Raw genomic sequence first — 24,201 nt, 5'->3', positions numbered from 1 at the left:
TCAGTCGCCCGGGTTCGCGGCGATGGTCCGCTTGACCCAGTCCGCGTAGGCGGGCGCGCTGCTGTAGAGGCCGGGTCCGTTCGCGCAGTCGCCCGGCCCGTCGCCGGGGCCTGAGGTGACGCCGACCAGCTCCCAGCGGCCGTGCTTCCCGCGCCGGATCTGCGGTCCGCCGGAGTCGCCGAAGCAGGCCATGGCCCGCGGCACCCGGCTCACCGTGCACAGCCGGGTGTCGCTCGCAAAGCCGGGTGCGCACTCGGTCCGCGCGCCGATCCGGGTGTCGAGCTGCTGGAGGCGTTCGGGGAACTTGGCCTTGAGCGGCTCGGCGTCGACCACGGTGCCGAAGCCGAGCAGCCGGGTCGGGGTGCCGGGTCTGCCGGGCTCGTCAGCGATCCGGATGGGCTGCTGCCGCACCGGGCGGTCCAGGCGGACCAGGGCGACGTCGTCCCGGTTGGGCTCGCCCTGCCGGTAGCCGGGGTGCGTCACCGAGAACTCGATCTCGCGCACCGAGCCTCCCGTGGAGCGGCGGGAGCTGCCGATCCGCACGGTCCCGTCCGGCTTGGCGCCCACCCCGGGGTCGAGGCAGTGGGCCGCGGTGAGCACCCAGCGCGGGTGCACCAGCGAGGCTCCGCACACCCCGTTGAGGTCCGTGCCGGGCAGCGAGATCGGGATCGAGGCCATGAACGGGTAGTGCCCCGCCGCCTTGGTGCCACCGACGATCGCGCCCGCAGTGCCCGCGGTCAGGGTGGCGCACACCGCGCCCACGGCCAGGACGACCGCGGCGCGGCGCACCGTGTTCCGGTTGAAGGTCATGGGTTCATCCTGTGTGTCCGGTCTTGTCCGCGCGATCCGGGCAGCACGCCGGTTCCTGGTGGGGCAGGCCCTACTACGCGTTGCAGGACAGGGCATCCCGCAGCTCCGCCAGGCCCTGGCCGCGGGAGCGGACCGGTTCGTAGCCGAGCTGGGCTCGTGCCTTGCGAGTGTCCACAGTGCACTCCAGGCCCGCGCGCCACAGGGTCAGGTAGTCCAGGGGCGGGCTGCCGGGCAGGCGCAGGGCGCGCCAGGCCGCCTCGCTGAGCGTGGTCAGGGTGTGCGCGCGGCGGTAGGAGACGGTGCGGGCGGGGGCGGTCAGGCCGTCGGCGGCGAGCAGGTCGGCGATGAAGTGGCGGTAGGCCACCGGATCCTGGTCGGTGACGAAGTAGGTCTCGCCGGGGCGGCCGTGCCGGGCGGCCAGCAGCAGCGCGTGCACCGCGTTGTCCACGTGCGTGGTGTCGGTCAGCTGGCTGCCGCCGCCGACCCAGCTGAACCGGCCCGCGCGCACCGCGGCCCACAGCCGGGGCAGCGCCGGATCACCCGCGCCCCACAGCAGTCTCGGCCGGACGATCACCGCGCCACGGGCCAGCGCGGCTGACTCGGCGCGGGCCTGGGCGGCGGCCACCGGCGAGGGCGAGTGCGGGCGGAGCGGGAGCTCTTCGGTGGCGTTGACCAGGGGGCGGCCGTGCTGGACGGCGGCGTCGGAGCTGAGCAGCACCAGGCGGGGGTGGCGGGGCAGGGCGGACCGGGTGGTCTGGAAGACGACCTCGGCGCTGCCCAGCGCGGCCAGGGCCGGGACCGGGGTGGCTCCCATGGCCCGCAGGCGGGCGGCGGCAGAGGCGGTGCGGGCGGGGGCGAGCACGGTGTGGCCCTCGGCCAGCAGCCGCCGGATCAGGCGAACGCCGACGAACCCGGTACCCCCGGTCACTGCCACCTGCACCCCGGTCGTCCCTCCCGAATGCCGGTCGCCCTCCCCGCGCCCGGCCGCTGCTGCCACGGTCGAGTCCCATCCAGACAGTGCCCGGCCTCCGTGACAACCGTGGGGTTTGCCGTTGTGGCAGAAGGAATTTCCGCGCTCCGGGACCAAGGACCTGACCTGCGGCCGAGGGGCTATCCGTTCGGTAAGTCCTTCGGCCCGGTGGCGACTCGAAAAACGAATGTGATCGGCATCACCAACGGCTGCTCACTAACATCGGCACAAAGCTGAGGGGACTGCATGCCGGAACGGACCGTGCTGGAACGCGGGGCGGAGCTCGCCGCGCTCGACGACCTGGTGCGCCGGGTGCGGGGCGGGGGTTCGGCGCTGGTCGTCCTGGACGGGCCCGCCGGCATCGGCAAGACCACCCTGCTGCGCTCGGTGCGGGCGCGGGCGGGCGAGGCCGGGCTGCCGGTGGTCAGTGGGGTGGGCAGCGAGCTGGAGCGGCAGTTCGGTTTCGGCGTGGTGCGGCAGCTGATCGAGCCCAGGCTGGCCGCGGCCGGGGCGGCGCGGCGGGCGGAGCTGTTCGCCGGACCGGCGCGGTTCGCCCGGCCGGTGCTGGAGGAGGCGCCGGGCCCGGTGGACGCGGTGCCGCCGGACGCGCTCGGCGCGGCGCTGCACGGGCTGTACTGGCTGCTGGCCGGGTTCGCCGACCACGGCCCGTTCCTGGTGGTGGTCGACGACGTGCACTGGGCCGACCTGTCCTCGCTGCGCTGGCTGGCCTACCTGGCCCGGCGGCTGGACGGGCTGCCGGTGGGCCTGCTGCTCGCGGTCCGGGAAGGCGAGACACCGGCCGATCCGCGTGCGGTGGAGGAGATCCTGGCCAGTCCGCTCTGCCAGGTGCTGCGGCCGGAGCCGTTGAGCGCGGTGGCCGTGGCCGACCTGGCGCGGGCGGAGCTGGGCGGGCCGGTGGCCGCCGAGTTCGCCGCCGCCTGCCTGGACTCCACCGGCGGGAACCCGTTGCTGCTGACCGAGTTGCTGCGCGGCCTGCGCGCGCACCGGGTCACCGGCGCGGCGGCGGAGGCCGGGCTGGTGCCGGAGTTCGGCGTGGCCGCGATCGCCTCCGGCGTGCTCGGGCGGCTGCGGCGCAGCCCACCGGAGACCGGCACGGTGGCCGAGGCGGTCGCGGTGCTCGGCCCGGCGGCCACGGCGGCTCAGGTGCAGCGGCTGACCGGGCTGGGCGCGGCCCAGGTCGAGGCGTGCGTGCGGCGGCTGGTCGCGCTGGGGCTGTTCGCGGTGGACGGGCCGCGGTTCGTGCACCCGATGGTGCGCGAGGTGGTCTACCGGGACCTGTCCGCGCAGGCCCGCTCGGCCTTGCACGAGCGGGTGGCCGAGCTGATGCAGGCGCGCGCGCCGGGGTTCGAGCGGGCCGGGCCGGACCAGGTGGCCGCGCACCTGCTGCCGGTGGCGCCCGCGGGCCAGGGCTGGCGGGTGGCGGCGCTGCGCTCGGCGGCCGCGCTGGCCAGGTCCAGGGGCGCGCCGGAGACCAGCGCCGCCTACCTGGCCAGGGCGATCGAGGAGGGACCGGCGGCCGGGCCGGAGCTGCACGCCGAGCTGGGCCGGGCGCAGCTGCACTTCGACGGGGTCGCCGCGGTGCGCTCGCTGACCACCGCGCACGAGCGCGGCGCGGCGGTGACCGTGGACCTGGCGCGGGCGCTGCTCACCGTCGGCCGCGGCGCGGAGGGCCTGTCGCTGATCACCGCGGCGGTCGCCCAGGCCGAGGGCACCAGCACGCACGGCTACCTGCAGAGCGAGCTGTACTTCCTGGCCTGGCAGCACGCGGCCACCGCGCCGATGATCACCGCCCGGCTGGCCGAGCCGACCGGTGACGCCGACTCCGGCCTGCTCGGCATGCGCGCCTGCCACGAGGTGTTCCGGCTCGGCGCACCCGAGGTGGCCCTGGCGCAGGCCCGGCGGGCGCTGGCCGGGCAGGCGCTCTACACCGAGCACTGGGGCCCGCACATGTCCGCGGTGATGACCCTGATCCGCTGCGACGACCTGGACCGGGCGGCCGCGGTGACCAGCGAGGCGGTCACGCACGCGCGGCGGCAGGGCTCGTTCCTGCGCTACGCGCTCTCCACCTGCCTGCGGGTGCAGGTCCGGCACCGGCAGGGCAGGCTGGACCTGGCGCTGGCCGACGCGGAGGAGTCCATCGGCGACCGCGATCCCGGCTGGCAGCCGCTGGCCGCGCACCGGTACGCGCACTACCTGGACGTGCTGCTCGCGCTGGACCGCACCGAGGACGCGCTGGAGCTGCTCTACCGGATGCGGCTGGACGGCGAGCTGCCGGAGCTGTGGCACTTCAACCACGTGCTGGACGTGCGCGGCAGGCTCCGGCTGGCCCTGGGCGACCTGGACGGCGCACTGGCCGACTTCACCGAGTGCGGCCGGCGGCTGGCCGCCTGGGGCGTGCGCAACCCCGCGGTGATCCCCTGGCGCGGCTACCAGGCCCTGGCCCTGCACGCCGCCGGGCGACAGGCCGAGGCGCTGCGCGCGATCGAGCCGGAACTGGCCGCGGCGCGTGAGTGGGGCCTGCCCTGGACGCTGGGCACGGTGCTGCGGCTGGCGGGCACGGTCACCGGCGGCCGTGCCGGGGAGGCGCTGCTGGCCGAGGCGCTGACCGTGGTCGAGCAGGCCGAGGTGGGCCTGGTGCACGCCGAGGTGCTGACCGAGCTGGGGCTGCTGCGCCATCGGCTGGGCGCGGAGCAGTCGGCCAGGGAGACGCTGCGCCGGGCGCTGGCCGTGGCCGAGCAGTGCGGGGCAACGGGGACTGGACGGCGCGCGCGGGCCGGTCTGCGCGCGGCGGGCGGGCGGGAACGGCGGGCCGAGCACACCGGTCCGGCCGCGCTCACCGGGACCGAGCGGCGGGTGGCGGCGCTGGCGGCGGAGGGGCGGTCGAACCCGCAGATCGCGGCGGAGCTGACGGTCGGGGTGCGCACGGTGGAGATGCACCTGACCAACGCGTATCGCAAGTTAGGGGTGTCCGGGCGAGCGGAGCTGACGGCGGCGCTTGGGCGCTAGCCGACGCGGACCGGGGCGGCTGGCGGCGCACCGCCGCTGTGCCGTCAGGGCAGCACGAGCAGCCGCAGCAGCCGTTCCGTCTCCGCCGCCGGGTCCGTGGTCAGGCCGGTGTGCACCGGGCCGGGCTGCACCACCGTGCTCTTCGGCGCGGTCAGCCAGCGGAACCGCTGCCCCAGCCCCTGCCCGGCCGCCGGGCCCACCGCCGGGTCCGCGCACACCCCGGCCACCGAGCGCAGCACCGAGGTGATCGCCTCGGGGTCCGCGCTGGGATCCAGGGCGCGCAGCCGGTCGTGGTCCAGGTGGACCAGGGAGCCCAGGTAGTCCAGGCGGTGGCAGTAGACCAGCACGCCCGCGTTGATCGCCTCGCCGCGCTCGACCCTCGGGACCACGCGCAGCACGGCGTACTCGAACGGATAGCGCCGCCCGGTCATGTCGCGTCTCCCGGCAGGTGCTTGAGCCACTCGGGCCGGTTGCGGCCCCGTTCCGGGACCACCCGGTCGTTTCCCCGGTTCAGCGCCGCTTCCACCAGGCCTGGTAGCCAAGCCTCACGGGCCGCGATGCGTCCGGTGAGCGCGGCCACGTAGGCCTCGCGCACGATGCCGGTGCTCAGGAAGCCGGGTTCGTCCTCGAGCCAGTCGTCGGGGACCTTGGCCAGCACCTCGGTCAGCAGCTCCTCGGTGACCAGCGGGGCCAGCGCGGCGTCCGCGGCCGCCACCTCGGGGCCGAAGCCGATCAGCAGGTGGTCGGCGGCGTTGTACGGGCGGCCCGCCCAGTCCCTGGCGCCGGGCCAGTTGTGGTGGAAGATCAGCGTCGCGCCGTGGTCGATCAGCTGCGGTTCTCCGTGCCAGTACAGCATGTTCGGGTTGCGCCAGGACCGGTCCACGTTGCCGGTGAGCGCGTCGAACCACAGCACCCGCCCGGCGAACTCCGGCTCGGCGGTGAACGCGCCGGGGTCGAAGTCCAGCGCGCCCGGCAGGAAGTCCATGCCCAGGTTCAGGCCGTGGCTGGCCCGCAGCAGCTCCTGGACCTCCTCGTCCGGCTCGCTCGGCGCCATCGCCTTGTCCACCTGCGCGGTCACCAGCTCCGGCACCGGCAGGCCCAGCGCCCGCGCCAGCTCCCCGACCACCACCTCGGCGACCAGCGTCTTGCGGCCCTGGCCGGCGCCGCGGAACTTCACCACGTAGGTGCCCAGGTCGTCGGCCTCCATCAGGCCGGGCAGCGAACCACCCTCCCGCAGCGGGGTGACGTATCGGGTCGCGGTGACGTGGCGGAGCACGCCCGCGACTCTAGGCGAGCCAGGCCCGCCAGGTGGGGAGCAGGGTGGCCAGCAGGGCTTCCGGGTTCTCCGTGTTGGCCGAGTGGGCCGCGTCGGCGACCACCGCGAAGTCGGCGTCCAGCCGGTCGGCCATGTCCCGCTGGGTGGCCACCGACCAGGCGTCGTCGTGCTCCCCGCAGACCACCAGCGCCGGGGTGCCCGCGGTGCGCAGCGCCGCCGCCAGCCGCCCGACCAGGTCCGGTTCCCGGCGCAGGCCCTCGGCCATGCCGAGCAGCCCGGCCGCGCTGGAACCCAGGAACCGGGCGCGCAGCAGCTCCTTCAGCGTTTCCGGGGTCTGCTCCCAGTTCGGCGAGGCCGCGTCCCGCGCCTCGCGCAGCTGCTGGGCCGCCGGCACGCCGCCGGAGCGCAGCAGCGGCTCGCCGGCCTCCAGCGCGCGGCGGCGCTCACCCTCGGGCAGTTCGTTCGGGCCGGAGGACAACAGGGTCAGCCCGTCCACCCGCACACCGGAGAGCAGCGCGCCACGGGCGACCAGGCCGCCGTAGGAATGGCCGAGCAGCAGCACCTTGCGCCCGCCCGCGCCCAGCTGGGTGATCAGCTTCGCGATCACCGCGCCGAGCGCGGCAGGCAGATAGGCCTGCGGGTCGTCCGGGCCCGGCGACTGGTACTGGCCGGGCAGGTCGATGGCGTGCACCGCGAACCCGGCGTCGGCCAACGGGTCCAGCAGCGGCGCGAAGTCCTCTTTGGACCCGGTGTAGCCCGGCACCAGCACCGCGGTCGCACCGCGGTCGGCGTCGGCCGCCGGGACCGCGTGCAGCGCGGCGATCGGCCCGTAGTCGCCCTGCAGGTCGACCCGGCGCGCTCGGTGTGGGCTGAGCTGGGAGTACGGCAACACGCTCACGTGCTGAGTCTGCCTCACCACAGCCAGGAAAGCGCGAGAAGCTAGCGCAACGCCACCAGCGTGCCGCCCCGCTGTTCCACCAGCACCGGACCGGAGCTGGACAAGGTCACCAGCCCGCGGTAACCGCGCCGGTCCACCGGGATCCGGCCGAGCACCTTGCCGGTGTTGGGGTCGGCCACGGTGAGCCCGGCCGGGGTCGGCACCACCAGCCTGCCCGCGAACAGCGTGCCGGGGCCGAGCGTGTCCTCCATCGTCCACAGTGGAGCGGTGGTGGCCGAGGCCAGCGCGATGGTGCGGGACCCGGTCCACCAGTAGATGACCGCGGGCGAGGTGGTGGCCGGTTCGCCGGTCGGACAGGTCGAGGTGGCGGCGAAGGTCAACGGGGTGGCCGAGCCGTCCGCGCAGCGCGCGCTGAGCACCGTGGTGGTCGGCACCACGCCACCGTCCGGATCACCCTGGAGGTCACTGGCCGGCAGGTCCAACGGCTGCTCGGAGACCGGGGCCCCGTTGCCGTCGTAGATGGCCAGCCGCGCCGGGTCGGGCAGCACCGCGGCCACCCGGTCCGGCCCGAGCGCGACCACCCTGGCCCCGGACCCGTTGAGCACCACGCTCACCGAGACCTCGGGCTTGTCCCAGTCCTTCGGGTTCGGCTTGAACACGCTGAGCCGGTCACCGGGGTCGTCCGGGCAGCGCTCGATCACCGCGACCCGGTTCGGCGCCACCGCCACCGAACCGAACGTGCACCCGGTCCTGGGCTGCTTGCCGGGCTGGATCATGGCCCTGACCTGGCCGTACTCCTGGGTCTTGACCAGATCGGAGCGCCAGCCCTCCAGGTAGGTCTTGCCGGTGGTGGTCAGGTGCACCCCGTCGAAGAGCAGCCGGGTGCCCGCCTCGGCGTCGCCGTTGCGCTGCGCGCCCCGCTTGCCGGTGGCCGGGTCCAGCGCGGTCACCTCGCTGCAGGTGTCCCCGCGCTGGTAGACCGCGAGGATCTGCCCGAACGCGGGCGCCACCGTGCACAACGGCAGATCCCGCTGGTACCGCCACTTCTCCTGCCCACTGAGCGGATCCCGCCCGAGCACCGCCCCGTCCTCCGCGGTCACCACCACCTGAGCGGTGGCCACCACGGTCTGGGTCGCCGGACTCGGCGCCCGCCAGACCTCGCCGAGGGTGGGCGGCGGGGTGGTGGGGGCGTCGAGGAAGGGGAGCGGCTGGCTGGCGGTCTGGGAGACGGTGGCGCGGGCGTCGCTGAAGGCCCAGATCACGGTGGCGGAGACGAGCACGGCGACGGTGACCAGGACGGCGGCGATGAGGTCCCAGCGGGTGGTGAAGGAGCGGGGCTGGGGTGGGGTGGGGGTGGGGGTGGGGGGCGAGGGGCGCGGCGGCTTCCGGGGCGGTTGCGTCCGGGGACGCGGCGGCTTCGGGGGCCTGGCTCGGCGGCTCGGCGGTGTCCTGGGCCGCGGGAGTGCCGGAGGCCTCGCTCGACGTGGCGTCACGGGGCGCGCTCTGCGCCGCGGCGGTGCCGGGGGCCTCGCTCGGCGGAGCGGCCGCGGCCTGCGGGGTGGCAGCGCTGGGAGCCTCGCTCGGCGGGGCGGTGGCCTGGTCCGGGGCCTCGGCGGCGCTGGGCGGCTCGCTCTGGGGCTTGGCCGGGACCGCCGGGGTGGCGGCGCTTGGCGTGTCGTCCCGGGGTTCGGCGGGGGCCGGGGTCGCGGCGGCGCTGGGCGGCTTTGCGGGGCTGGGCTGCTCGGCGGCGCTGGTGGGGTCCTCGGGCGCGGCGTTCTGCTCGGGCGGCACGGGGACCACCGTAGCCTCCTCGGCTGCTCGGGTACGCGGAACGGCCCTCCCCGACGGGAAGGGCCGTTCCTGGTGGCGTGCTTACTCGGCCGGGGTCTCGCCGGTCCGGCGGCGGCGCCGCCTGCGGGCGGGGGCCTCGGCGTCGGCCGGGGCCTCGGCCGGGAGTTCCGGGGCGGCGAAGGTGACCGCGGTGCTGGCCTTGGTCGCCTTCGGCTTCCTGGGGGCCTTGGGCTCGGCGGGGGCCTCTGCCGGAGCCTCGACCGGGGCCTGGACCTCGACCGGGGCCGGGGTCTCGGTCACGGAGTCGGCCTTGGGCTCGGTCTTGGCGCGGGACCTGGTGCGGGTGCGGGTCCGCGTCTTGGTCTCCGCGGCCTCCGGTGTGTCGGTGGTCTCGGCGGGGGTGGCCTCGCCTTCGACGTTCTGACCGCCGCGGGTGCGCCTGCGGCTGCGGCTCTTGGTGGCCGGGCGGGCGCCCGGGTCATCCGACTCAGGCTTGTCCGGGCTGCCGCCGGCCGGCTTGTCACTGCCCGCGGCCCTGCCGGTGCGCTTGCGGCCGCGGCCGCGCTTGGGCGCGTCCTCTTCCAGGTGCTCGGCGTCCAGGCCGGCCCTGGTCCGCTGGGACAGTGGCAGCCTGCCCGTCGACTTGGGGTCGATGTTCAGGTCGGTGAACAGGTGCTCGGAGGTGGAGTAGGTCTCCACCGGCTCCGGCTTGCCGAGGCCGAGGGTGTCGCTGATCATCTTCCAGCGCGCCTCCTCGTCCCAGTCGACCAGCGTAACCGCGACGCCGGTGCGGCCGGCCCGGCCGGTGCGGCCGATCCGGTGCACGTAGGCCTTCTCGTCCTCGGGGCACTGGTAGTTGATCACGTGCGTGATCCCGCCGACGTCGATGCCGCGCGCGGCCACGTCGGTGCAGACCAGCACGTCCACCTTGCCGCTGCGGAAGGCCCGCAGCGCCTGCTCCCGCGCACCCTGGCCCAGGTCGCCGTGCACCGGGGCGACCGCGAAACCGCGTTCGGCCAGGTCGTCGGCGAGCTTCTGGGCGGTGCGCTTGGTCCGGGTGAAGATCATGGTCAGGCCGCGGTCGGTGGCCTGGAGCACCCGGGCGACGACCTCGATCTTGTCCAGCGAGTGCGCCCGGTAGGCGAACTGCTCGGTCAGCTCGTGCGTCTGCCCGGCGTCGACCTCCTCGGCCCTGATGTGCGTGGGCTGGGTGAGGAAGGTCCTGGCCAGGGTGATGATCGGGCCCGGCATGGTGGCCGAGAACAGCATGGTCTGCCGCTGGTCGGGGACCATCCGCAGGATCCGCTCGATGTCGGGCAGGAAGCCCAGGTCGAGCATCTCGTCGGCCTCGTCCAGCACCAGGGCGCGGACCTTGCCGAGCACCAGGTCCCGGCGCTCGGCCAGGTCGAGCAGGCGGCCGGGGGTGCCGACCACCACGTCGATGCCCTTGCGCAGCGCCGCCACCTGCGGCTCGTACGGGCGGCCGCCGTAGACGTCGAGCACCCGGACGCCCAGGTGCTTGCCCGCGTCCTTGAGGTCCTGGGTGACCTGGAGGCACAACTCGCGGGTGGGCACCACGACCAGCACCTGCGGGGTGCCGTCGCCCGGCAGGGTGAGCCGGTGCAGCAGCGGCACGCCGAAGCCCAGCGTCTTGCCGGTGCCGGTGCGCGCCTGGCCGATGAGATCCTCACCACGCAGGGCCAGCGGCAGGGTCAGTTCCTGGATCGCGAAGGTCCGCTCGATGCCGGCCTCGGCCAGCGCGCGGACGATGCGCTCGTCCACGCCGAGCTCGGCGAAGGTGGGCGCGTCCGGCGTGACCGGGGCGTCTCCGCGGAGCGGGTGGGAGGTGTTGTCCTCCTCGGGCAGGCCGGCCTCGCTGTGATCAAGTTCGCGTAGGTCGGCGGTGTTGTTGTCGAAGGTCAGCGTGATCGCCTCTCTCATACCAGCACGTACAGCCAGCGTTTGCGCTCGACCGGGCCGGGCGGTGACCAGGGTCGGTCACTCTTGCCAGCGGCACGGGAGGGCGAGGCGTACGCGCACCTTTCCGTTGGGCGACTGCTGTCGCCGTCATCACGTGGCCCCGCGCCGCGCAGTGTCCTCATCGTTCTTCTCGGCAGCGCGCACAGGGCGTCCGGAGGCATTCTAGCCGCTGGAACGCTTCTCCAGGGGGTGTCGTGGCCGGATACGCTCTCCCGCATGACCGAGACGGGCAGTGCCGACGCCGGCATCGTCGATCTACTGGGTGTGCTGGCCTACGGCGAGCTGTCGGCCTTCGACCGGCTGGCCGAGGACGCGCGGACCGCCCCAACCCTGTCCGGCCGGGCCGCGCTGGCGACCATGGCCGCCGCCGAGATCGGCCACTACCGGCTGCTGGAGCAGCACCTCGCGCTGCGCGGGGTGGCCGTGGAGACGGCGATGACCCCGTTCGTGGCCCCCTTCGACGCCTTCCACGCCTCCACCGCCCCGCACAACTGGCTGGAGTCCCTGGTCAAGGCCTATGTCGGCGACGGACTGGCGGCCGACTTCTACCGCGAGATCGCGGGCTGGCTGGAGTCGCCGAGCAAGGAGCTCGTGCTGGAGGTGCTCACCGACACCGGCTACTCCGCCTTCGCCGAGCGCGAGGTGCAGGCTGCCTGCGCGGCCGACCGCAAGGTGCGCGACCGGCTCGCGCTGTGGGGCCGCCGCCTGCTCGGCGAGGCGCTCACCCAGGCCCAGTACGTGGTGGCCGAGCGGGACGCGCTGGCCGAGCTGCTGGTGCGCGCCTCCGGCGACCTGTCCGGGATCGCGGCGCTGTTCAAGCGGTTGCAGAGCGGCCACTCGCAGCGGATGACCGCGCTCGGCCTGGGCTGACGCGCGATCGTGTTCGCCGAGGGCGGAGCGGGCGGTCCCCGCACGCCAGGCGGACGCGACTAGGCTGACGATCAGTACGAATACTCTGAGCACACGGAGGTCGGTGTGGAGGTCAAGATCGGCGTCGCGGACAGCCCGCGGGAGCTCGTCGTCTCGAGCGCGCTGTCGCAGGACGAGGTCGAGGCCGTGGTCTCCGAGGCGCTGCGCGACACCAAGGGCCTGCTGAGCCTGGTGGACGACAAGGGCAAGCGGTACGTGGTGCCCTCCGCGAGGGTCGCCTACGTGGAGATCGGCGTCTCCGACGGCCGCCGGGTGGGCTTCGCCGTCGGTAGCTGAGGCCAGGCAGAACAGCGAACGGCCCGGTGACCGTGAACTCGGTCACCGGGCCGCGCTGCGTCTCGGCTCCTACTCCGCCGGCGGGACCTTGTTCAGGTCGTCCACCTCGAACGGCGGGCGGCCCAGGCCGGTGATCCGGTAGCGGCCCCAGGGGTCGGGGTCGGACAGGCCGCCCTCGGCCTCGCCTGCCGGGGTGCGCAGGGTGGCGGCCGGGCGGCGCTGCTGCACCAGCTCGGTCAGCTCGGTGTGCGCGGCGATCCGGCCGTACCAGTGGTAGCGGCCGTCGATCGGCTCGAAGTGCCCGCGCAGGCGCACCTCCACCGGCAGCTCCGCGCCCTCCACCAGCAGGGTGGCCGCGCCCTGGTAGCCCTCTTCCTCGTGCTCGTGGTCGTGCTCGCTCATGAGGTCTCCCGCTGCTCGGTCTCGCCGTCCCCGCGCACGATCCGCAGCTGGGCGGCGGGCAGGTCGAAGTCCAGCGGCATGTCGGGATCGATGATCACGCCGCCCATCCTGGTGAAGCCGTCGATGGCGTGCCAGACGATGTTGACCAGGTAGTCGCGCAGGTTCTCCCGGCTCATGGTCTGGCGTTCCAGCCACCAGTCACCGGCCTTCTCCACCGCGCCGACCACGGCGAAGGCGTACGGCTCGGCCGCGCCGGAGTCCAGGCCGAGCAGGCGCATGTACTCGCCGAGCAGCCGGGCCAGCCGGGAGGCGATCATCGCCTCGGTGCGGCTGGCCGGGTCCGCGTCGACCGGGCGGTCGGCGAAGGAGCGGCGGGTCATGAAGCGGTACAGCTCGGGGCGTTCCTCGATGGTGCTCAGGTAGGCGTCCACCACCGCGGCGATCCGCTCGCGCGGGCTGCCCCTGCGCTCGATCGCGGGCACGATCCGCTCCATCAGCAGATCGGTGGCCCGCGCGCCGACCGCGAGGTAGAGGTCGGCCTTGTCCGAGAAGTGCCGGTAGATCACCGGCTTGGTGACCCCGGCCTCGGCCGCGATCTCGTCCATGCCCACGTCAGGGCCGTGGGCGGCGAGCGCCCTGATGGTCGCCTCCACGAACTCCGCGCGGCGCACGCTGCGGTGTTCCTTCCAGCGCTCGCGCCGGGCGTCGCCCCGTTTGCTCGGTTGGCCCTTGACAGAATCCGCCATACACGGGACGTTACCACTGGTAGCTGTTACTTCGGGTAACACTTCATCCAGTAGGAGGGTGACGACGCCATGAGCCGGAGCTTGCAGGTGCCGGACCGGGAGAAGACCGCCGAGCGGTTGCTCAACTCATCCGCGAAGAACTCCTACGACCCGGACGTCGACATCGACTGGGACGCCCCGCTGGCCGAGGACAAGTTCTTCGTGCCGGAGCACCGGGTCTCGCTCTACGGCACCCCGCTGTGGGAGCGGATGAGCAGGCAGCAGCGGATCGAGCTGTCCAAGCACGAGGTCGGCTGCGTGGCCAGCGTCGGGATCTGGTTCGAGGTGATCCTGATGGAGCTGCTGGTCCGGCACGTCTACCACCTGGACCCCAAGCAGCGGCACGTGCAGTACGCGCTGACCGAGATCGCCGACGAGTGCCGCCACTCGATCATGTTCGCCCGGCTGGTGGAGAAGCTGGACGTGCCGGCCTACGGCCCGCAGCGGCTGCCGCACGCGCTGGGCAACCTGATGAAGACCATCGGCCGCGGCCCGTCCATGTTCGCCAGCATCCTGATCGCCGAGGAGATCCTGGACCGCCTGCAGCGCGAGTCCACCGCGGACGATTCCGTGCAGCCGCTGGTGCGCATGGTCAACCGCATCCACGTGCTGGAGGAGGCCCGGCACGTGCGCTACGCCCGCGAGGAGCTGCTGCGCTCGATGCAGACGTGTTCCGGCGCCGCGCTGCGCTACCACCGCTTCGTCACCGCGCGGGCCGCCTTCGTGGTCTCCCGCTCGCTGGTGCACCCGGAGGTCTACCGCCAGGTCGGGCTGGACCCGAAGGAGGCCCGCCGGGCCGCGCTGGGCAACCCGCACTTCCGGGAGACGATGGGCTGGGCCGGGGAGCGGATCGTCAGCTTCCTGGACGAGGCCGGACTGATCGGCAACCCCGGCCGCAAGCTGTGGCAGGCCTCCGGATTCCTCGGGAAGTGAGTGAGATGGGCGTGTTCACCTTCACCACCCGCGACGGCGCCTGCCTTGCCGTCGAGGAGCAGGGGCGCGCGGATGCCCCCGTCACGGTCGTCCTGGTGCACGGCTGGACCCTGGACCGGCAGAGCTGGCGGCGGGTCGCGCACGCGCTGCCCGGCCGGTGCGGGGACATCCGCGTGCTCCGCTACGACCTGCGCGGCCACGGCCAGTCCGATCAGGCCAAGCCCGGCGGCACCACCATCGAGCAGCTCGCCGACGACCTGGCCGAGGTGCTCACCGAGCTGGTCCCGCACGGCACCGTGGTGCTCGCCGGGCACTCGATGGGCGGCATGACCACGATGGCGCTGGCGCAGCGGCACCCTGAGCTCTTCGCCGAGCGGGTCGCCGCGGTCGCGCTGGTGGCCACCGCCTGCGGCGGGCTCAGCGGCAGCACCCTGGGCCTGCCCGCGCCGCTGGGCCGCACCGTCATCCGCGGCCAGAGCGCGTTCGGGAAAGCCCTGGTCAAGCGCAGGGTGCGGCGGCTGAGCAAGTACCCGACGCCTCTGCGGCCCGCGATGCGCTGGATGCTGTTCGGGCGGCAGCCGGAGAAGATCGACGTGCGGGAGACCACCGCGGTGATCGCCGGCACCAGCCCGCTGACGCTGACCGGCTACCTGGACGACCTCTTCCTGCACGAGCGGCGGGAGGCGCTGGCCGCGTTCCGCCGGCTGCCGGTGGTGGTGCTGGCCGGCAGCAACGACCGGCTGACCCCGCAGCGCTGCGCCGAGGTGATCGCGCGCGAGCTGCCGCAGGCCGAGCTGATCGTCTTCCCCGGCGCTGGGCACATGCTGCCGCTGGAACGGTCGGTGCAGGTCACCGAGCGGATCGCGCGACTGGTCAACGTGGTCAGCGAGGTCCACGCACAGGTGTGATCACGGCGCGCGCCGAGCACATCGGCGCGCGCCGTGCCGTCTCAGTGCTGGAGCGGGAAGCCGCCGCCGATGCCCTTCCAGGCCAGCGTGTACATCAGGCCGATGGCCTCGTCCTTGGGGATCGCCCGCTCGCCGTCCAGCCAGTACCGCGCGGTCACCTGGCTGAGCCCGACCAGGCCCACCGCGACCAGTTTCGCCTGGTCGGCGGTGAGGCCGGCGTCGGCCACCACCACCTCGGCGATGATGTCGATGCAGGAGGCGGTCGCCCGGTCCACCGCGTCCTGCACGGCGGGCTCGCGGCGCAGGTCGGACTCGAAGACCAGCCGGAACGCCTGGCCCTCGCCGTCGACGAACTCGAAGTAGGCGGCCACCGCGGCGTGCACGCGCAGCTTGTTGTCCGTGGTCGACTCGATCGCGCCGCGGACCCGCTGCACCAGCGCGTCGGTGTGCGTCTCCAGCAGCGCCAGGTACAGCTCCAGCTTGCCGGGGAAGTGCTGGTAGAGCACTGGCTTGCTGACCCCGGCGCGCTCGGCGATCTCGTCCATGGCCGCGGCGTGGTAGCCGTTGGCCACGAAGACGTCCTGGGCGGCGGCCAGCAACTGGGCGCGTCGCGCGGTACGCGGCAGTCGTACGCCGCGCACGACCTGGTCGGTGCCCGGTTGCGCCGTGTCGGTCATGCTGCCCTCCACACCCTGGTGCTCGTTCGAAGGGAAACCTTACTCGCAAGTAGTCCCCGGTTGGGCATGCCTTTCCCACTCAGGCGGATCTCAGGTCCGTGACGCATCCTGGTCTGATGACCAAACCGTCCTTGACGACGGCCGGTGGCGCGGTACGGGCGACTCTCGGCCGCGCTCCGCTGTCCACTACCCAGCTGCCGGAGCCCGACTTCAGCCGAAAGCCCTGGCCAGGGCAGGTGCGCACGGCGGGCGGGGTGAGCCTGCACGTGCGCGAGACGCCGGGTCCCGCCGAGGAGACCGCGGTCTACATCCACGGCCTCGGCGGCTCCTCCACCAACTGGACCGATCTGTCCGATCTTCTGTCCGGCCGGATGAACGGCCTCGCGCCGGACGCGCCGGGTTTCGGCCGCACCGAGCCGCTGGACGGCCACGACTACTCGGTCCGCTCCACCGCGGCCCTGATGACCAGGTTCATCGAGGGCCTGGACCGCGGCCCGGTGCACCTGTTCGGCAACTCCCTCGGCGGCGTGGTCTCGCTGCTGGTCGCGGCGGGCCGCCCGGACCTGGTGCGCACGCTGACCCTGGTCTCCCCGGCCGTGCCGGACCTGCGGCCGGACCCGCGCAGGCTCTCCGACCCGAGGTTCGTGCTGGCCATGCTGCCCCTGGTCGGCCGCAGGGTGCGCAGGCAGCTGGCCGAGGTCACGCCGAGGCAGCGGGCCGAGCAGCTGGTCCGGCTGTGCTTCGCCCAGCCCGAGCTGGTGCCGGAGCACCGGATGGCCGAGGCCGAGGCGGAGTACCTGGAACGCCGGGACATGCGCTGGGCCGGGGAGGCGCTGGGCCGGACCACGATGGGCCTGCTGCGCAGCTGGCTGGAGTTCAGCCAGGGCTCGCTGTGGCGGCTGCTGCCGAAGGTGACCACGCCCACGCTGGTGATCTGGGGCGATGAGGACCGGCTGGTCAGCGTGCGCAAGGCGCCGCGCACGGTCCGGCTGCTGCCCCGCGCCCGGCTGCTGGTGCTGCCGCGCACCGGGCACGTGGCGCAGATGGAGAAGCCGCTGACCGTGGCGCGGGCCAGCCTGGGCATGATGGAAGCCGTGGACCGCGGGGAGTGGTGATGGTCGAGCTGGAGCTGACCGCGTTGCAGAGCGCGGGCCTCAACGGGCATTCCGTTGCGCAAGTGCAAGAGCTGGTCGAGGGTGACCTGCGGCTGTGCGAGGACGGCCGGGAGCTCTACGCCGAGCAGGACTTCCCGGTGGTCAAGCTGGCCGGCGCGCTGCGGCACTGGCTGGCCACCCCGGTGGCGAACCGGCCGAGCTTCAGCTTCGACGACGACTCCTTCGAGCAGCCCGAAGGCGTGCTGCTGATCGACCGGGTGCCCGCGGGCTGGCGGTTCGGCTCGGTGTTCGCCCCCGGAGCTTGGAGCGGACCGGTCTCCGACGCCGAGGCCGACCAGGTGGTGCTGGCCTACCTCGGCACGCTGCGCCTGGAGTTCTCCCAGCTGCTGGGCCGCGAGCTGGACGGTTACCTGTGACCGGCACCCGTCCGTGCGGGTGTGGTGAGTACCGGCTCGGGCCGCCGGGTGTGGCAATCTGGGGAGCGTGGCCCGGACGACGCAAGGACCCCGTGACGCCGTGACCCGGCGTGGTGGCAGCTCCGACGACGGGCGGTACCAGCGTGGCCAGCGCCGCACCGGCGGCGAGCCGCTGGCCGCCTCCTGGCGCCCCGACCCCGCCCAACAGGACACCCCGCCGCCCCAGCGCAAGAAGAGCGGGATCCTGGGCACCTACGGCTGGCGGCTCTACGCGGTGCCGGTGCTGGTGGTGCTCACCGTGCTGGCCCTGATGAACGTCAACGACCCGGCTCCGAACAACGCGGCCCAGCCGAAGGAGACCATCCCGACCGGTCCCGCGGGCGAGGAGCCGGAGCCGCAGATCATGGGCGAGGCCCCCTCCGGCAAGCTCACCGCGAACATCCCCAGCGCGGAGCTGCCGGGGATGAAGGAGTACAAGGACAAGGGCAGCGGCACCTGGAACGTGCTGCGCGGCACGACACCGGTCTTCGGCAAGGGCGGGAAGCTGTACAAGTACACCGTCGAGATCGAGAACGGCATCGACGCCTCCACCTACGGCGGCGACGACGCCTTCGCCAAGACCGTGGACGGCACCCTGCAGGACGAGCGCAGCTGGATCGGCGGCGGCAACGTCCGCCTCCAGCGGGTCGACTCCGGCAACGCCGACATCAGGATCAGCCTGACCACCTCCGACACCGCGCGCCGCCCCGACTACTGCAACTTCTCCATCAAGTACGAGGCCTCCTGCTGGAACAGCGGCAAGAAACGCCTGGTGATCAACCTGGCCCGGTGGCGCTACGGCGCGGTCGCCTTCGAGAGCGACTTCCTGCTCTACCGCCAGTACGCGATCAACCACGAGATCGGGCACGCCTTCGGCCAGCGGCACAAGCCGTGCGCGGAGAACGGCGCGCTGGCCCCGGTGATGATGCAGCAGTCCTTCGGCACCGCCAACGACTACGTGTGGGAGCTGAACCAGGTGGACGGCGGCGACAAGAACGCGGTGCCGAAGGACGGCAAGGTCTGCCGCCCCAACCCCTGGCCGGTCACCTGAGCGAGCACCGGCACTCGGGTGGAGTTCGTGTCCACCCACTGGGATGACGTCCCAGGCTGGAAGAAGTGGTGTATCCAGGTCGTTGCACCCGAAGGAGGCCGGAACCCGGGCCCCCGTGCACCGGACTAGGAGGAGCGCCCATGTCGGGCTCGACGTTGCCGCCCCTGGTGGAGCCAGCCGCGGAGCTGACCAAGGAAGAGGTCGCCCGCTACAGCCGCCACCTGATCATTCCGGATGTCGGGGTGGACGGGCAGAAACGCCTCAAGAACGCCAAGGTGCTGGTGGTCGGCGCCGGTGGGCTCGGTAGCCCCGCGCTGATGTACCTGGCCGCGGCGGGTGTCGGCACGCTGGGCATCGTCGAGTTCGACGTGGTGGACGAGTCCAACCTGCAGCGCCAGATCATCCACGGGCAGTCCGACATCGACCGGCCCAAGGCCGAGTCGGCGCGGGACGCGATCGCGGAGCTGAACCCGTTCGTCAAGGTCAACCTGCACCAGCTGCGGCTGGAGTCCGGCAACGTGCTCGACGTCTTCCGCGACTACGACCTGATCCTGGACGGCACCGACAACTTCGCCACCCGCTACCTGGTCAACGACGCGGCCGTGCTGCTCGGCAAGCCCTACGTGTGGGGCTCGATCTTCCGCTTCGAGGGACAGGCCAGTGTGTTCTGGGCCAACCCGTCCGACGGCCGGGAGGGGATCCAGTACCGGGACCTCTACCCGGAGCCGCCGCCGCCGGGCATGGTGCCCTCCTGCGCCGAGGGTGGCGTGCTGGGGGTGCTGTGCGCCTCGATCGGGTCGATCATGGTGACCGAGGCGATCAAGCTGATCACCGGTATCGGCGAGACGCTGCTCGGGCGGCTGATGGTCTACGACGCGCTGGAGATGACCTACCGGACGATCAAGATCCGCAAGGACCCGCAGGGTGACCCGATCACCGGGCTCATCGACTACGAGGCCTTCTGCGGGGTGGTCTCCGACGAGGCGCAGAACGCGGCCGCGGGCAGCACGATCACGCCGCAGGAGCTCAAGGACAAGATCGACCGGGAGGACAAGTTCCTGCTGGTCGACGTGCGGGAGCAGCACGAGTTCGAGATCGTGCGCATCCCCGGCTCGGTGCTGATCCCCAAGGACCGCATCCTCTCCGGCGAGGCGTTCTCCGAACTGCCGCAGGACCGCCAGATCGTGCTGCACTGCAAGTCGGGGGCTCGGTCCGCGGAAGCCCTCGCGGCTCTGCACCAGGCCGGGTTCCGGGACGCGGTGCACGTCGGCGGCGGAGTCCTCGCCTGGGCCAGGCAGATCGACCCGAGCCTGCCGACCTACTGACGGTACGTGATCATGGCGGTGTGACTTTCCCACTGTGGGTCAACGGGAACGTCACATCGCCTCCCACACAACTCGCGCGCCAGCGGGTAGCGTCCCTGGCGTGACAGCCACCCCGGAACCGCCGCCCGCCCACGTGCGCGCGGCTTTCGGCGCCCGCACCGCGGAGCCTGAGCTGGTCGGCTCCGGCCCGGCCTGGCTGTGCGGTGACGCGGTGATCCGCCCGGCCATGAACCCCTCCGAGGCCGCCTGGGTCGCGCAGACCCTGGACAGCCTCGACGTGGAGAACCTGCGCCTGGCCAGGCCGTTGCGCTCCAGCGACGGGCGCTGGGTGGTCTCCGGCTGGTCGGCCACCCGCCACCTCGCCGGGCAGCCCGAACCCCGGCACGACGAGGTCGTCTCGGTCTCGCTGCGCCTGCACAACGCCACCGCCGAGCTGCCCAAGCCGCGTTTCCTGGAGGAGCGCAGGGACATCTACGCGATGGCCGACCGGATGGCCTGGGGCGAGGACGGCGTGCCGCTGGCCCCGGACAAGGGCGGCAGGCTCTTCGGCGCGCTGGCCGGGTCCCGGCGGACGATCAAGCTGGCGCCGCAGGTGGTGCACGGCGACCTGTTCGGCAACGTGCTCTTCGCCGGGAACGCGCCGCCGGGGATCATGGACTTCAGCCCGTACTGGCGGCCGGCCGAGTGGGCCGCCGGGGTGGTCGTGGTGGACGCGCTGGCCTGGGGCGGGGCGGACAACGGCCTGCCGCAGCGCTGGTCGCACCTGATCGACTGGCCGCAGGTGCTGCTGCGCGCGCTGCTGTTCCGGCTGGCCGTGCACGCGCTGCACCCGCGCTCCACCGCCCAGTCCCTGACCGGCCTGGACCGCGCCGCGAACGTGCTGCTCGACCTGATCTGAGCCTCACCGGGCGCACCCCCGGACTGTGCGGTGCTGGTGGCACAAACGAAACCGGGGGCCATCCGCGGGTTACCGGCCGGACCTAGCGTCGTGGGGGTGACCGCCATCGCCACCGCCACCGCCACCCACTGCCCGTACTGCGCGTTGCAGTGCGGCATGGCGGTCAGTGGGACCGCAACGGCTCCCGTGGTGCAACCGAGGGAGTTCCCGACCAACCGGGGCGGGCTGTGCCAGAAGGGCTGGACCTCGGGCAGCCTGCTCACCACCCCCGGACGGCTGACCACCCCGCTGGTCCGGGAAGACGGCGTGCTGCGGCCGGTGACCTGGGACTACGCCCTGGACCTTGTCGCTGACAAGTTGCGTGCGCTGCGTGCCGAGCACGGCCCGGACTCGGTCGCGGTCTTCGGCGGCGGCGGGCTGACCAACGAGAAGAGCTACCTGCTGGGCAAGTTCGCCAGGCTCGCGCTGGGCACCTCGCAGATCGACTACAACGGCCGGTTCTGCATGTCCTCGGCCGCCGCGGCGGGCAACCGGGCCTTCGGGCTGGACCGCGGGCTGCCGTTCCCGGTGACCGATCTGGCCAGCGCGGACGCGGTGCTGCTGGTCGGCGGCAACGTGGCCGAAACAATGCCGCCGTTCACCCAGCACCTGCGCAACGCCGCCGACCGGGGCGGGCTGATCGTGATCGACCCGCGCCGCACGCCCACCGCCGAGCTGGCCAGCCTGCACCTGCAACCCGCCCCGGGCACCGACCTGGCGCTGGCCCTCGGCCTGCTGCACCTCGCGGTGGCCGACGGGCACTTCGACGCCGGCTACGTGGCCGCGCGCACCACCGGCTTCGAGGCGGCCTGGCGGCTGGCCGCGCGCTGGTGGCCGGAGCAGGTGGAACGGGTCACCGGGGTCAGCGTGGCCGACCAGCGGGCCGCGGTCCGGCTGCTCGCCCAGGCCGAGCGCGCCTACGTGCTCACCGGCCGGGGCGCGGAACAGCACGCCAGCGGCGCGGACACCGTCTCCGCCTGGATCAACCTGTGCCTGGCCCTCGGCCTGCCCGGGGTCGCGGGCTCCGGCTACGGCTGCCTCACCGGCCAGGGCAACGGGCAGGGCGGCCGCGAGCACGGGCAGAAGGCCGACCAGCTGCCCGGCTACCGGCTGATCACCGACCCGGCCGCCCGCGCGCACGTGGCCGAGGTGTGGGGGATCGACCCCGAGGAGCTGCCAGGGCCCGGCCGCTCCGCCTACGAGCTGCTCGACGCGCTCGGCCAGCCGGAAGGACCCAAGGCGCTGCTGGTCTTCGGCAGCAACGTGCTGGTCTCCGCGCCGCGCTCGAACCGGGTCGCCGAGCGGCTGGCCGCGCTGGACCTGCTGGTGGTGGCCGACTTCGTGCTCTCGGAGACCGCGGCCCGCGCGGACGTGGTCTTCCCGGTCACCCAGTGGGCCGAGGAGGACGGCACCATGACCAACCTGGAAGGCCGGATCCTGTTGCGCCGCAGGGCACTGCGCCCGCCGCTCGGGGTGCGCGGGGACCAGGACCTGCTGGCCGAGCTGGCCATCCGGCTCGGCCAGCCCGCCGAACGCTTCCCCACTGACGCGGAGACCGCGTTCACCGAGCTGCGCGCGGCCAGCAAGGGCGGACCGGCCGACTACTCCGGCGTGGACTACGACCGGCTGCGCGCCGGGGAGGAGCTGTACTGGCCGGTGCCCTCGGCCGGGCACCCCGGCACCCCCCGGATGTTCCTGGAGCGGTTCAACACCCCGGACGGCAGGGCCCGCTTCATCCCGGTGGACCACCGGGGCCCGGCCGAGCCGCCGGATGCGGAGTTCCCGTTGTACGCCACCACTGGACGGGTGTTGCAGCACTACCAGTCCGGCGCGCAGACCCGGCTGGTGCCCGAGCTCAACGACGCGGTGCCGGAGGTGTTCGTGGAGGTGCACCCGGACACCGCGGCCCGCGCCGGGCTGCGCGAGGGCGAGCGGGCCAGGGTGGTGTCCCGGCGCGGCGTGGTGCTGGCCGCCGTGCGCACGGTGCCCAGCCTGCGCCAGGACACCGTGTTCCTGCCCTTCCACTTCGCCGGCGACCAGCGCGCCAACCTGATCACCAACCCCGCGCTGGACCCGACCAGCCGGATGCCCGAGTTCAAGGTCTGTGCGGTTCGACTGGAGGCCCTGACATGAACGCACGCCGGGTGGTCGTCATCGGCTACGGAATGGCCGGGGCCAGGGTGGCCGAGGAGGTCCGCCGCCGCGACCCCGCAGGTGAGCGGATCGCGCTGACCGTGGTCGGCGAGGAGGACGAGCCCGCCTACAACCGGGTGCTGCTCTCCAGCGTGCTGGCCGGTTCGCTGGAGGCCGCCGCGGTCCGGCTGCACGAGCAGGACTGGGCGCAGACCCACCAGGTGGACCTGCGCACCGGGGTCACGGTCACCGCGATCGACCGCCCGAACCGGGTGGTCCGGCTCTCCGACGGCGCGGAACTCCCCTACGACGCACTGGTGCTGGCCACCGGCAGCCGGGCCTGGCTGCCGCCCACCGACGGGCTGACCGACGAGCACGGGCGGCCCGCCGAAGGTGTGGTCGCCTTCCGCACGCTGGCCGACTGCGCCCGGATCGTGGCCGCGGCCAAGCCCGGCGCGCCGGTCGCGGTGCTCGGCGGCGGCCTGCTCGGCCTGGAGGCGGCCAGGGGCCTGGCCGGGCGCGGCAACCTGGTCACCGTGATCCACCCGGTCGGCCACCTGATGGAGCGGCAGCTCGACCCGGGAGCCGGGCGGGTGCTGAGCAAGACGTTGGGGGCCTTGGGGATCGAGTTCCGGCTGGGCGTGCTGGCCGCGGGCTACGTGCCCGGCGACGGGCTCAAGCTGGACGACGGCAGCAGCGTGCCGGCCGACCTGGTGGTGGTCTCGGCCGGGGTGCGCGCGGAGACCAGGCTGGCCGAGGCCGCCGGACTGGCCTGCGACCGCGGCGTGCTCATCGACGACTCCTTGCGCACCAACGATCCGCGCATCCACGCCATCGGCGACTGCGCCAGCCACCCCGGCACGGTCGGCGGCCTGGTCCAGCCCGCCTGGGAGCAGGCCGCGGTGCTGGCCGACCTGCTCACCGGAACTGATCCGGCCGCCCGCTACCGGGGCACCCCGGTGGTCACCCGGCTCAAGGCCAGGGACGTGGACCTGGCCGCGCTCGGCGAGGTGCACTGCGAGGTGGACGCGCCCGGCGCGGAGGTGCTGCGGCTGGAGGACCCGGCCCGCGGCCGCTACGCCAAGCTGGTGCTGCGCGAGGACAAGGTGGCCGGCGCGATCGTGCTCGGCGCGCCGGACGCGGCCGCGCTGATCACCCAGCTCTACGACCGCGGCCTGCCCGCGCCCGCCGACCGGCTCGGCCTGCTGCTCGGCCGCGCCGCGCTGGAGACCCCGCGCGCGGCCAGCCCGGCCGACCTGCCCGCCGCCGCGGTGGTGTGCCGGTGCAACACGGTCAGCAAGGGCCGCATCGTGGCCGCCTGGAAGACCGGTGCGCGCACCCTGGGCGCGGTGGCCAAGGGCACCAGGGCCACCACCGGCTGCGGCGGCTGCACGGACGCGGTCTGCGGCATCCTGGACTGGCTCGGCGCCCAGGACGGCGGACCGGCAGAAAGGTCCGCATAACCTAATCGAGTTATTCTCCGCGCGAGTTTCCCCGTGCTATACAGGACTCAGCCCGCCCA

Annotated in this window: 22 protein-coding genes; 12 read left to right on the top strand and 10 right to left on the bottom strand. The window is 73.5% G+C overall.

Features of this window, described 5'->3' with window-relative positions:
- On the bottom strand, nt 1-810 hold the full coding sequence (locus tag N8J89_RS36425; protein WP_283661473.1) for a S1 family peptidase: 810 nt from the start codon (nt 808-810) through the stop codon (nt 1-3).
- Between the two features lie 73 nt (nt 811-883).
- Entirely contained in the window at nt 884-1,738 is an 855-nt protein-coding gene (locus tag N8J89_RS36420; RefSeq protein WP_283661472.1) for an NAD-dependent epimerase/dehydratase family protein, read from the bottom strand.
- A 288-nt stretch (nt 1,739-2,026) separates the two neighbouring features.
- Here N8J89_RS36420 and N8J89_RS36415 point away from each other — a divergent pair, with 288 nt between their 5' ends.
- On the top strand, nt 2,027-4,807 hold the full coding sequence (locus N8J89_RS36415; protein ID WP_283661471.1) for an ATP-binding protein: 2,781 nt from the start codon (nt 2,027-2,029) through the stop codon (nt 4,805-4,807).
- A gap of 44 nt (nt 4,808-4,851) precedes the next feature.
- Here the strand turns inward: N8J89_RS36415 and N8J89_RS36410 are convergent, their stop codons facing one another.
- The 5 genes from N8J89_RS36410 to N8J89_RS36390 form a co-directional block, all read right to left on the bottom strand.
- On the bottom strand, nt 4,852-5,238 hold the full coding sequence (locus N8J89_RS36410; protein ID WP_283661470.1) for a DUF3037 domain-containing protein: 387 nt from the start codon (nt 5,236-5,238) through the stop codon (nt 4,852-4,854).
- Nucleotides 5,235-6,083: a HipA family kinase gene (locus N8J89_RS36405; protein WP_283661469.1), complete on the bottom strand. Its 849-nt coding sequence runs from the start codon at nt 6,081-6,083 to the stop codon at nt 5,235-5,237. The genes N8J89_RS36410 and N8J89_RS36405 overlap by 4 nt, the downstream gene beginning before the upstream one ends.
- Before the next feature lie 10 nt (nt 6,084-6,093).
- A complete protein-coding gene (locus N8J89_RS36400; protein ID WP_283666338.1) occupies nt 6,094-6,975 on the bottom strand; it encodes an alpha/beta fold hydrolase in 882 nt (293 codons plus the stop codon).
- Nucleotides 6,976-7,022: 47 nt separating this feature from the next.
- Nucleotides 7,023-8,474, bottom strand: coding sequence for an Rv3212 family protein (locus N8J89_RS36395; RefSeq protein ID WP_502868375.1), 1,452 nt, complete (start codon nt 8,472-8,474; stop codon nt 7,023-7,025).
- Nucleotides 8,475-8,853: 379 nt separating this feature from the next.
- Nucleotides 8,854-10,713: a DEAD/DEAH box helicase gene (locus N8J89_RS36390; protein ID WP_283661467.1), complete on the bottom strand. Its 1,860-nt coding sequence runs from the start codon at nt 10,711-10,713 to the stop codon at nt 8,854-8,856.
- A gap of 255 nt (nt 10,714-10,968) precedes the next feature.
- Between N8J89_RS36390 and N8J89_RS36385 the strand changes: the two genes are divergently transcribed.
- Nucleotides 10,969-11,622 (top strand): ferritin-like fold-containing protein, encoded by a 654-nt coding sequence (locus N8J89_RS36385; RefSeq protein ID WP_252482297.1) that lies wholly within the window; start codon nt 10,969-10,971, stop codon nt 11,620-11,622.
- A gap of 105 nt (nt 11,623-11,727) precedes the next feature.
- The gene (locus tag N8J89_RS36380) at nt 11,728-11,958 is read left to right on the top strand and encodes a DUF3107 domain-containing protein (RefSeq protein WP_283661466.1); all 231 of its coding nucleotides are present in this window, start codon (nt 11,728-11,730) and stop codon (nt 11,956-11,958) included.
- Between the two features lie 69 nt (nt 11,959-12,027).
- Here the strand turns inward: N8J89_RS36380 and N8J89_RS36375 are convergent, their stop codons facing one another.
- Together N8J89_RS36375 and N8J89_RS36370 are read right to left on the bottom strand one after the other, a co-directional pair.
- Nucleotides 12,028-12,360: a DUF4873 domain-containing protein gene (locus N8J89_RS36375; RefSeq protein ID WP_283661465.1), complete on the bottom strand. Its 333-nt coding sequence runs from the start codon at nt 12,358-12,360 to the stop codon at nt 12,028-12,030.
- Nucleotides 12,357-13,106, bottom strand: a complete 750-nt coding sequence (locus N8J89_RS36370; RefSeq protein WP_283661464.1) for a TetR/AcrR family transcriptional regulator — start codon at nt 13,104-13,106, stop codon at nt 12,357-12,359. The genes N8J89_RS36375 and N8J89_RS36370 overlap by 4 nt, the downstream gene beginning before the upstream one ends.
- 69 nt (nt 13,107-13,175) lie before the next feature.
- On the opposite strand from N8J89_RS36370, the gene N8J89_RS36365 reads away from it, so the two are divergent.
- A complete protein-coding gene (locus tag N8J89_RS36365; RefSeq protein WP_283661463.1) occupies nt 13,176-14,078 on the top strand; it encodes an AurF N-oxygenase family protein in 903 nt (300 codons plus the stop codon).
- A 5-nt stretch (nt 14,079-14,083) separates the two neighbouring features.
- A complete protein-coding gene (locus N8J89_RS36360) occupies nt 14,084-14,986 on the top strand; it encodes an alpha/beta fold hydrolase (RefSeq protein WP_283661462.1) in 903 nt (300 codons plus the stop codon).
- Nucleotides 14,987-15,027: 41 nt separating this feature from the next.
- On the opposite strand, the gene N8J89_RS36355 is transcribed toward N8J89_RS36360, so the two are convergent.
- Nucleotides 15,028-15,663, bottom strand: coding sequence for a TetR/AcrR family transcriptional regulator (locus tag N8J89_RS36355; RefSeq protein ID WP_283661461.1), 636 nt, complete (start codon nt 15,661-15,663; stop codon nt 15,028-15,030).
- A gap of 116 nt (nt 15,664-15,779) precedes the next feature.
- Here N8J89_RS36355 and N8J89_RS36350 point away from each other — a divergent pair, with 116 nt between their 5' ends.
- The 7 genes from N8J89_RS36350 to N8J89_RS36320 all read left to right on the top strand — a co-directional run bounded on the left by N8J89_RS36350 (nt 15,780) and on the right by N8J89_RS36320 (nt 24,142).
- Nucleotides 15,780-16,778: an alpha/beta fold hydrolase gene (locus N8J89_RS36350; RefSeq protein ID WP_283661460.1), complete on the top strand. Its 999-nt coding sequence runs from the start codon at nt 15,780-15,782 to the stop codon at nt 16,776-16,778.
- A complete protein-coding gene (locus N8J89_RS36345; protein WP_283661459.1) occupies nt 16,778-17,194 on the top strand; it encodes a DUF7878 domain-containing protein in 417 nt (138 codons plus the stop codon). The genes N8J89_RS36350 and N8J89_RS36345 overlap by 1 nt, the downstream gene beginning before the upstream one ends.
- 100 nt (nt 17,195-17,294) lie before the next feature.
- The gene (locus tag N8J89_RS36340; protein WP_283661458.1) at nt 17,295-18,284 is read left to right on the top strand and encodes a DUF3152 domain-containing protein; all 990 of its coding nucleotides are present in this window, start codon (nt 17,295-17,297) and stop codon (nt 18,282-18,284) included.
- A 140-nt stretch (nt 18,285-18,424) separates the two neighbouring features.
- Nucleotides 18,425-19,609, top strand: coding sequence for an adenylyltransferase/sulfurtransferase MoeZ (gene moeZ, locus N8J89_RS36335; RefSeq protein ID WP_283661457.1), 1,185 nt, complete (start codon nt 18,425-18,427; stop codon nt 19,607-19,609).
- A 100-nt stretch (nt 19,610-19,709) separates the two neighbouring features.
- Nucleotides 19,710-20,507: a TIGR02569 family protein gene (locus N8J89_RS36330; protein WP_283661456.1), complete on the top strand. Its 798-nt coding sequence runs from the start codon at nt 19,710-19,712 to the stop codon at nt 20,505-20,507.
- 96 nt (nt 20,508-20,603) lie between these two features.
- The gene (locus N8J89_RS36325) at nt 20,604-22,679 is read left to right on the top strand and encodes a molybdopterin oxidoreductase family protein (RefSeq protein ID WP_502868374.1); all 2,076 of its coding nucleotides are present in this window, start codon (nt 20,604-20,606) and stop codon (nt 22,677-22,679) included.
- Nucleotides 22,676-24,142 (top strand): FAD-dependent oxidoreductase, encoded by a 1,467-nt coding sequence (locus tag N8J89_RS36320; protein WP_283661454.1) that lies wholly within the window; start codon nt 22,676-22,678, stop codon nt 24,140-24,142. Before N8J89_RS36325 ends, N8J89_RS36320 begins: the two co-directional genes overlap by 4 nt.
- Nucleotides 24,143-24,201 lie beyond the last annotated feature (59 nt).

The organism is Crossiella sp. CA-258035, assembly GCF_030064675.1.
Classification (GTDB): Bacteria; Actinomycetota; Actinomycetes; order Mycobacteriales; family Pseudonocardiaceae; genus Crossiella.
The sequence above is the reverse complement of the archived record's forward strand: the minus strand, read 5'-3'. Positions and strand labels throughout refer to the sequence as shown.

What these genes read in the sequence shown, in the direction of transcription:
- N8J89_RS36425 (WP_283661473.1), bottom strand. Translation starts at nt 810, where the DNA reads ATGACCTTCAACCGGAACACGGTGCGCCGCGCCGCGGTCGTCCTGGCC.
- N8J89_RS36415 (WP_283661471.1), top strand. Translation starts at nt 2,027, where the DNA reads ATGCCGGAACGGACCGTGCTGGAACGCGGGGCGGAGCTCGCCGCGCTC.
- N8J89_RS36410 (WP_283661470.1), bottom strand. Translation starts at nt 5,238, where the DNA reads ATGACCGGGCGGCGCTATCCGTTCGAGTACGCCGTGCTGCGCGTGGTC.
- N8J89_RS36390 (WP_283661467.1), bottom strand. Translation starts at nt 10,713, where the DNA reads ATGAGAGAGGCGATCACGCTGACCTTCGACAACAACACCGCCGACCTA.
- N8J89_RS36385 (WP_252482297.1), top strand. Translation starts at nt 10,969, where the DNA reads ATGACCGAGACGGGCAGTGCCGACGCCGGCATCGTCGATCTACTGGGT.
- N8J89_RS36375 (WP_283661465.1), bottom strand. Translation starts at nt 12,360, where the DNA reads ATGAGCGAGCACGACCACGAGCACGAGGAAGAGGGCTACCAGGGCGCG.
- N8J89_RS36370 (WP_283661464.1), bottom strand. Translation starts at nt 13,106, where the DNA reads ATGGCGGATTCTGTCAAGGGCCAACCGAGCAAACGGGGCGACGCCCGG.
- N8J89_RS36365 (WP_283661463.1), top strand. Translation starts at nt 13,176, where the DNA reads ATGAGCCGGAGCTTGCAGGTGCCGGACCGGGAGAAGACCGCCGAGCGG.
- N8J89_RS36360 (WP_283661462.1), top strand. Translation starts at nt 14,084, where the DNA reads ATGGGCGTGTTCACCTTCACCACCCGCGACGGCGCCTGCCTTGCCGTC.
- N8J89_RS36355 (WP_283661461.1), bottom strand. Translation starts at nt 15,663, where the DNA reads ATGACCGACACGGCGCAACCGGGCACCGACCAGGTCGTGCGCGGCGTA.
- N8J89_RS36350 (WP_283661460.1), top strand. Translation starts at nt 15,780, where the DNA reads ATGACCAAACCGTCCTTGACGACGGCCGGTGGCGCGGTACGGGCGACT.
- N8J89_RS36345 (WP_283661459.1), top strand. Translation starts at nt 16,778, where the DNA reads ATGGTCGAGCTGGAGCTGACCGCGTTGCAGAGCGCGGGCCTCAACGGG.
- moeZ (WP_283661457.1), top strand. Translation starts at nt 18,425, where the DNA reads ATGTCGGGCTCGACGTTGCCGCCCCTGGTGGAGCCAGCCGCGGAGCTG.
- N8J89_RS36320 (WP_283661454.1), top strand. Translation starts at nt 22,676, where the DNA reads ATGAACGCACGCCGGGTGGTCGTCATCGGCTACGGAATGGCCGGGGCC.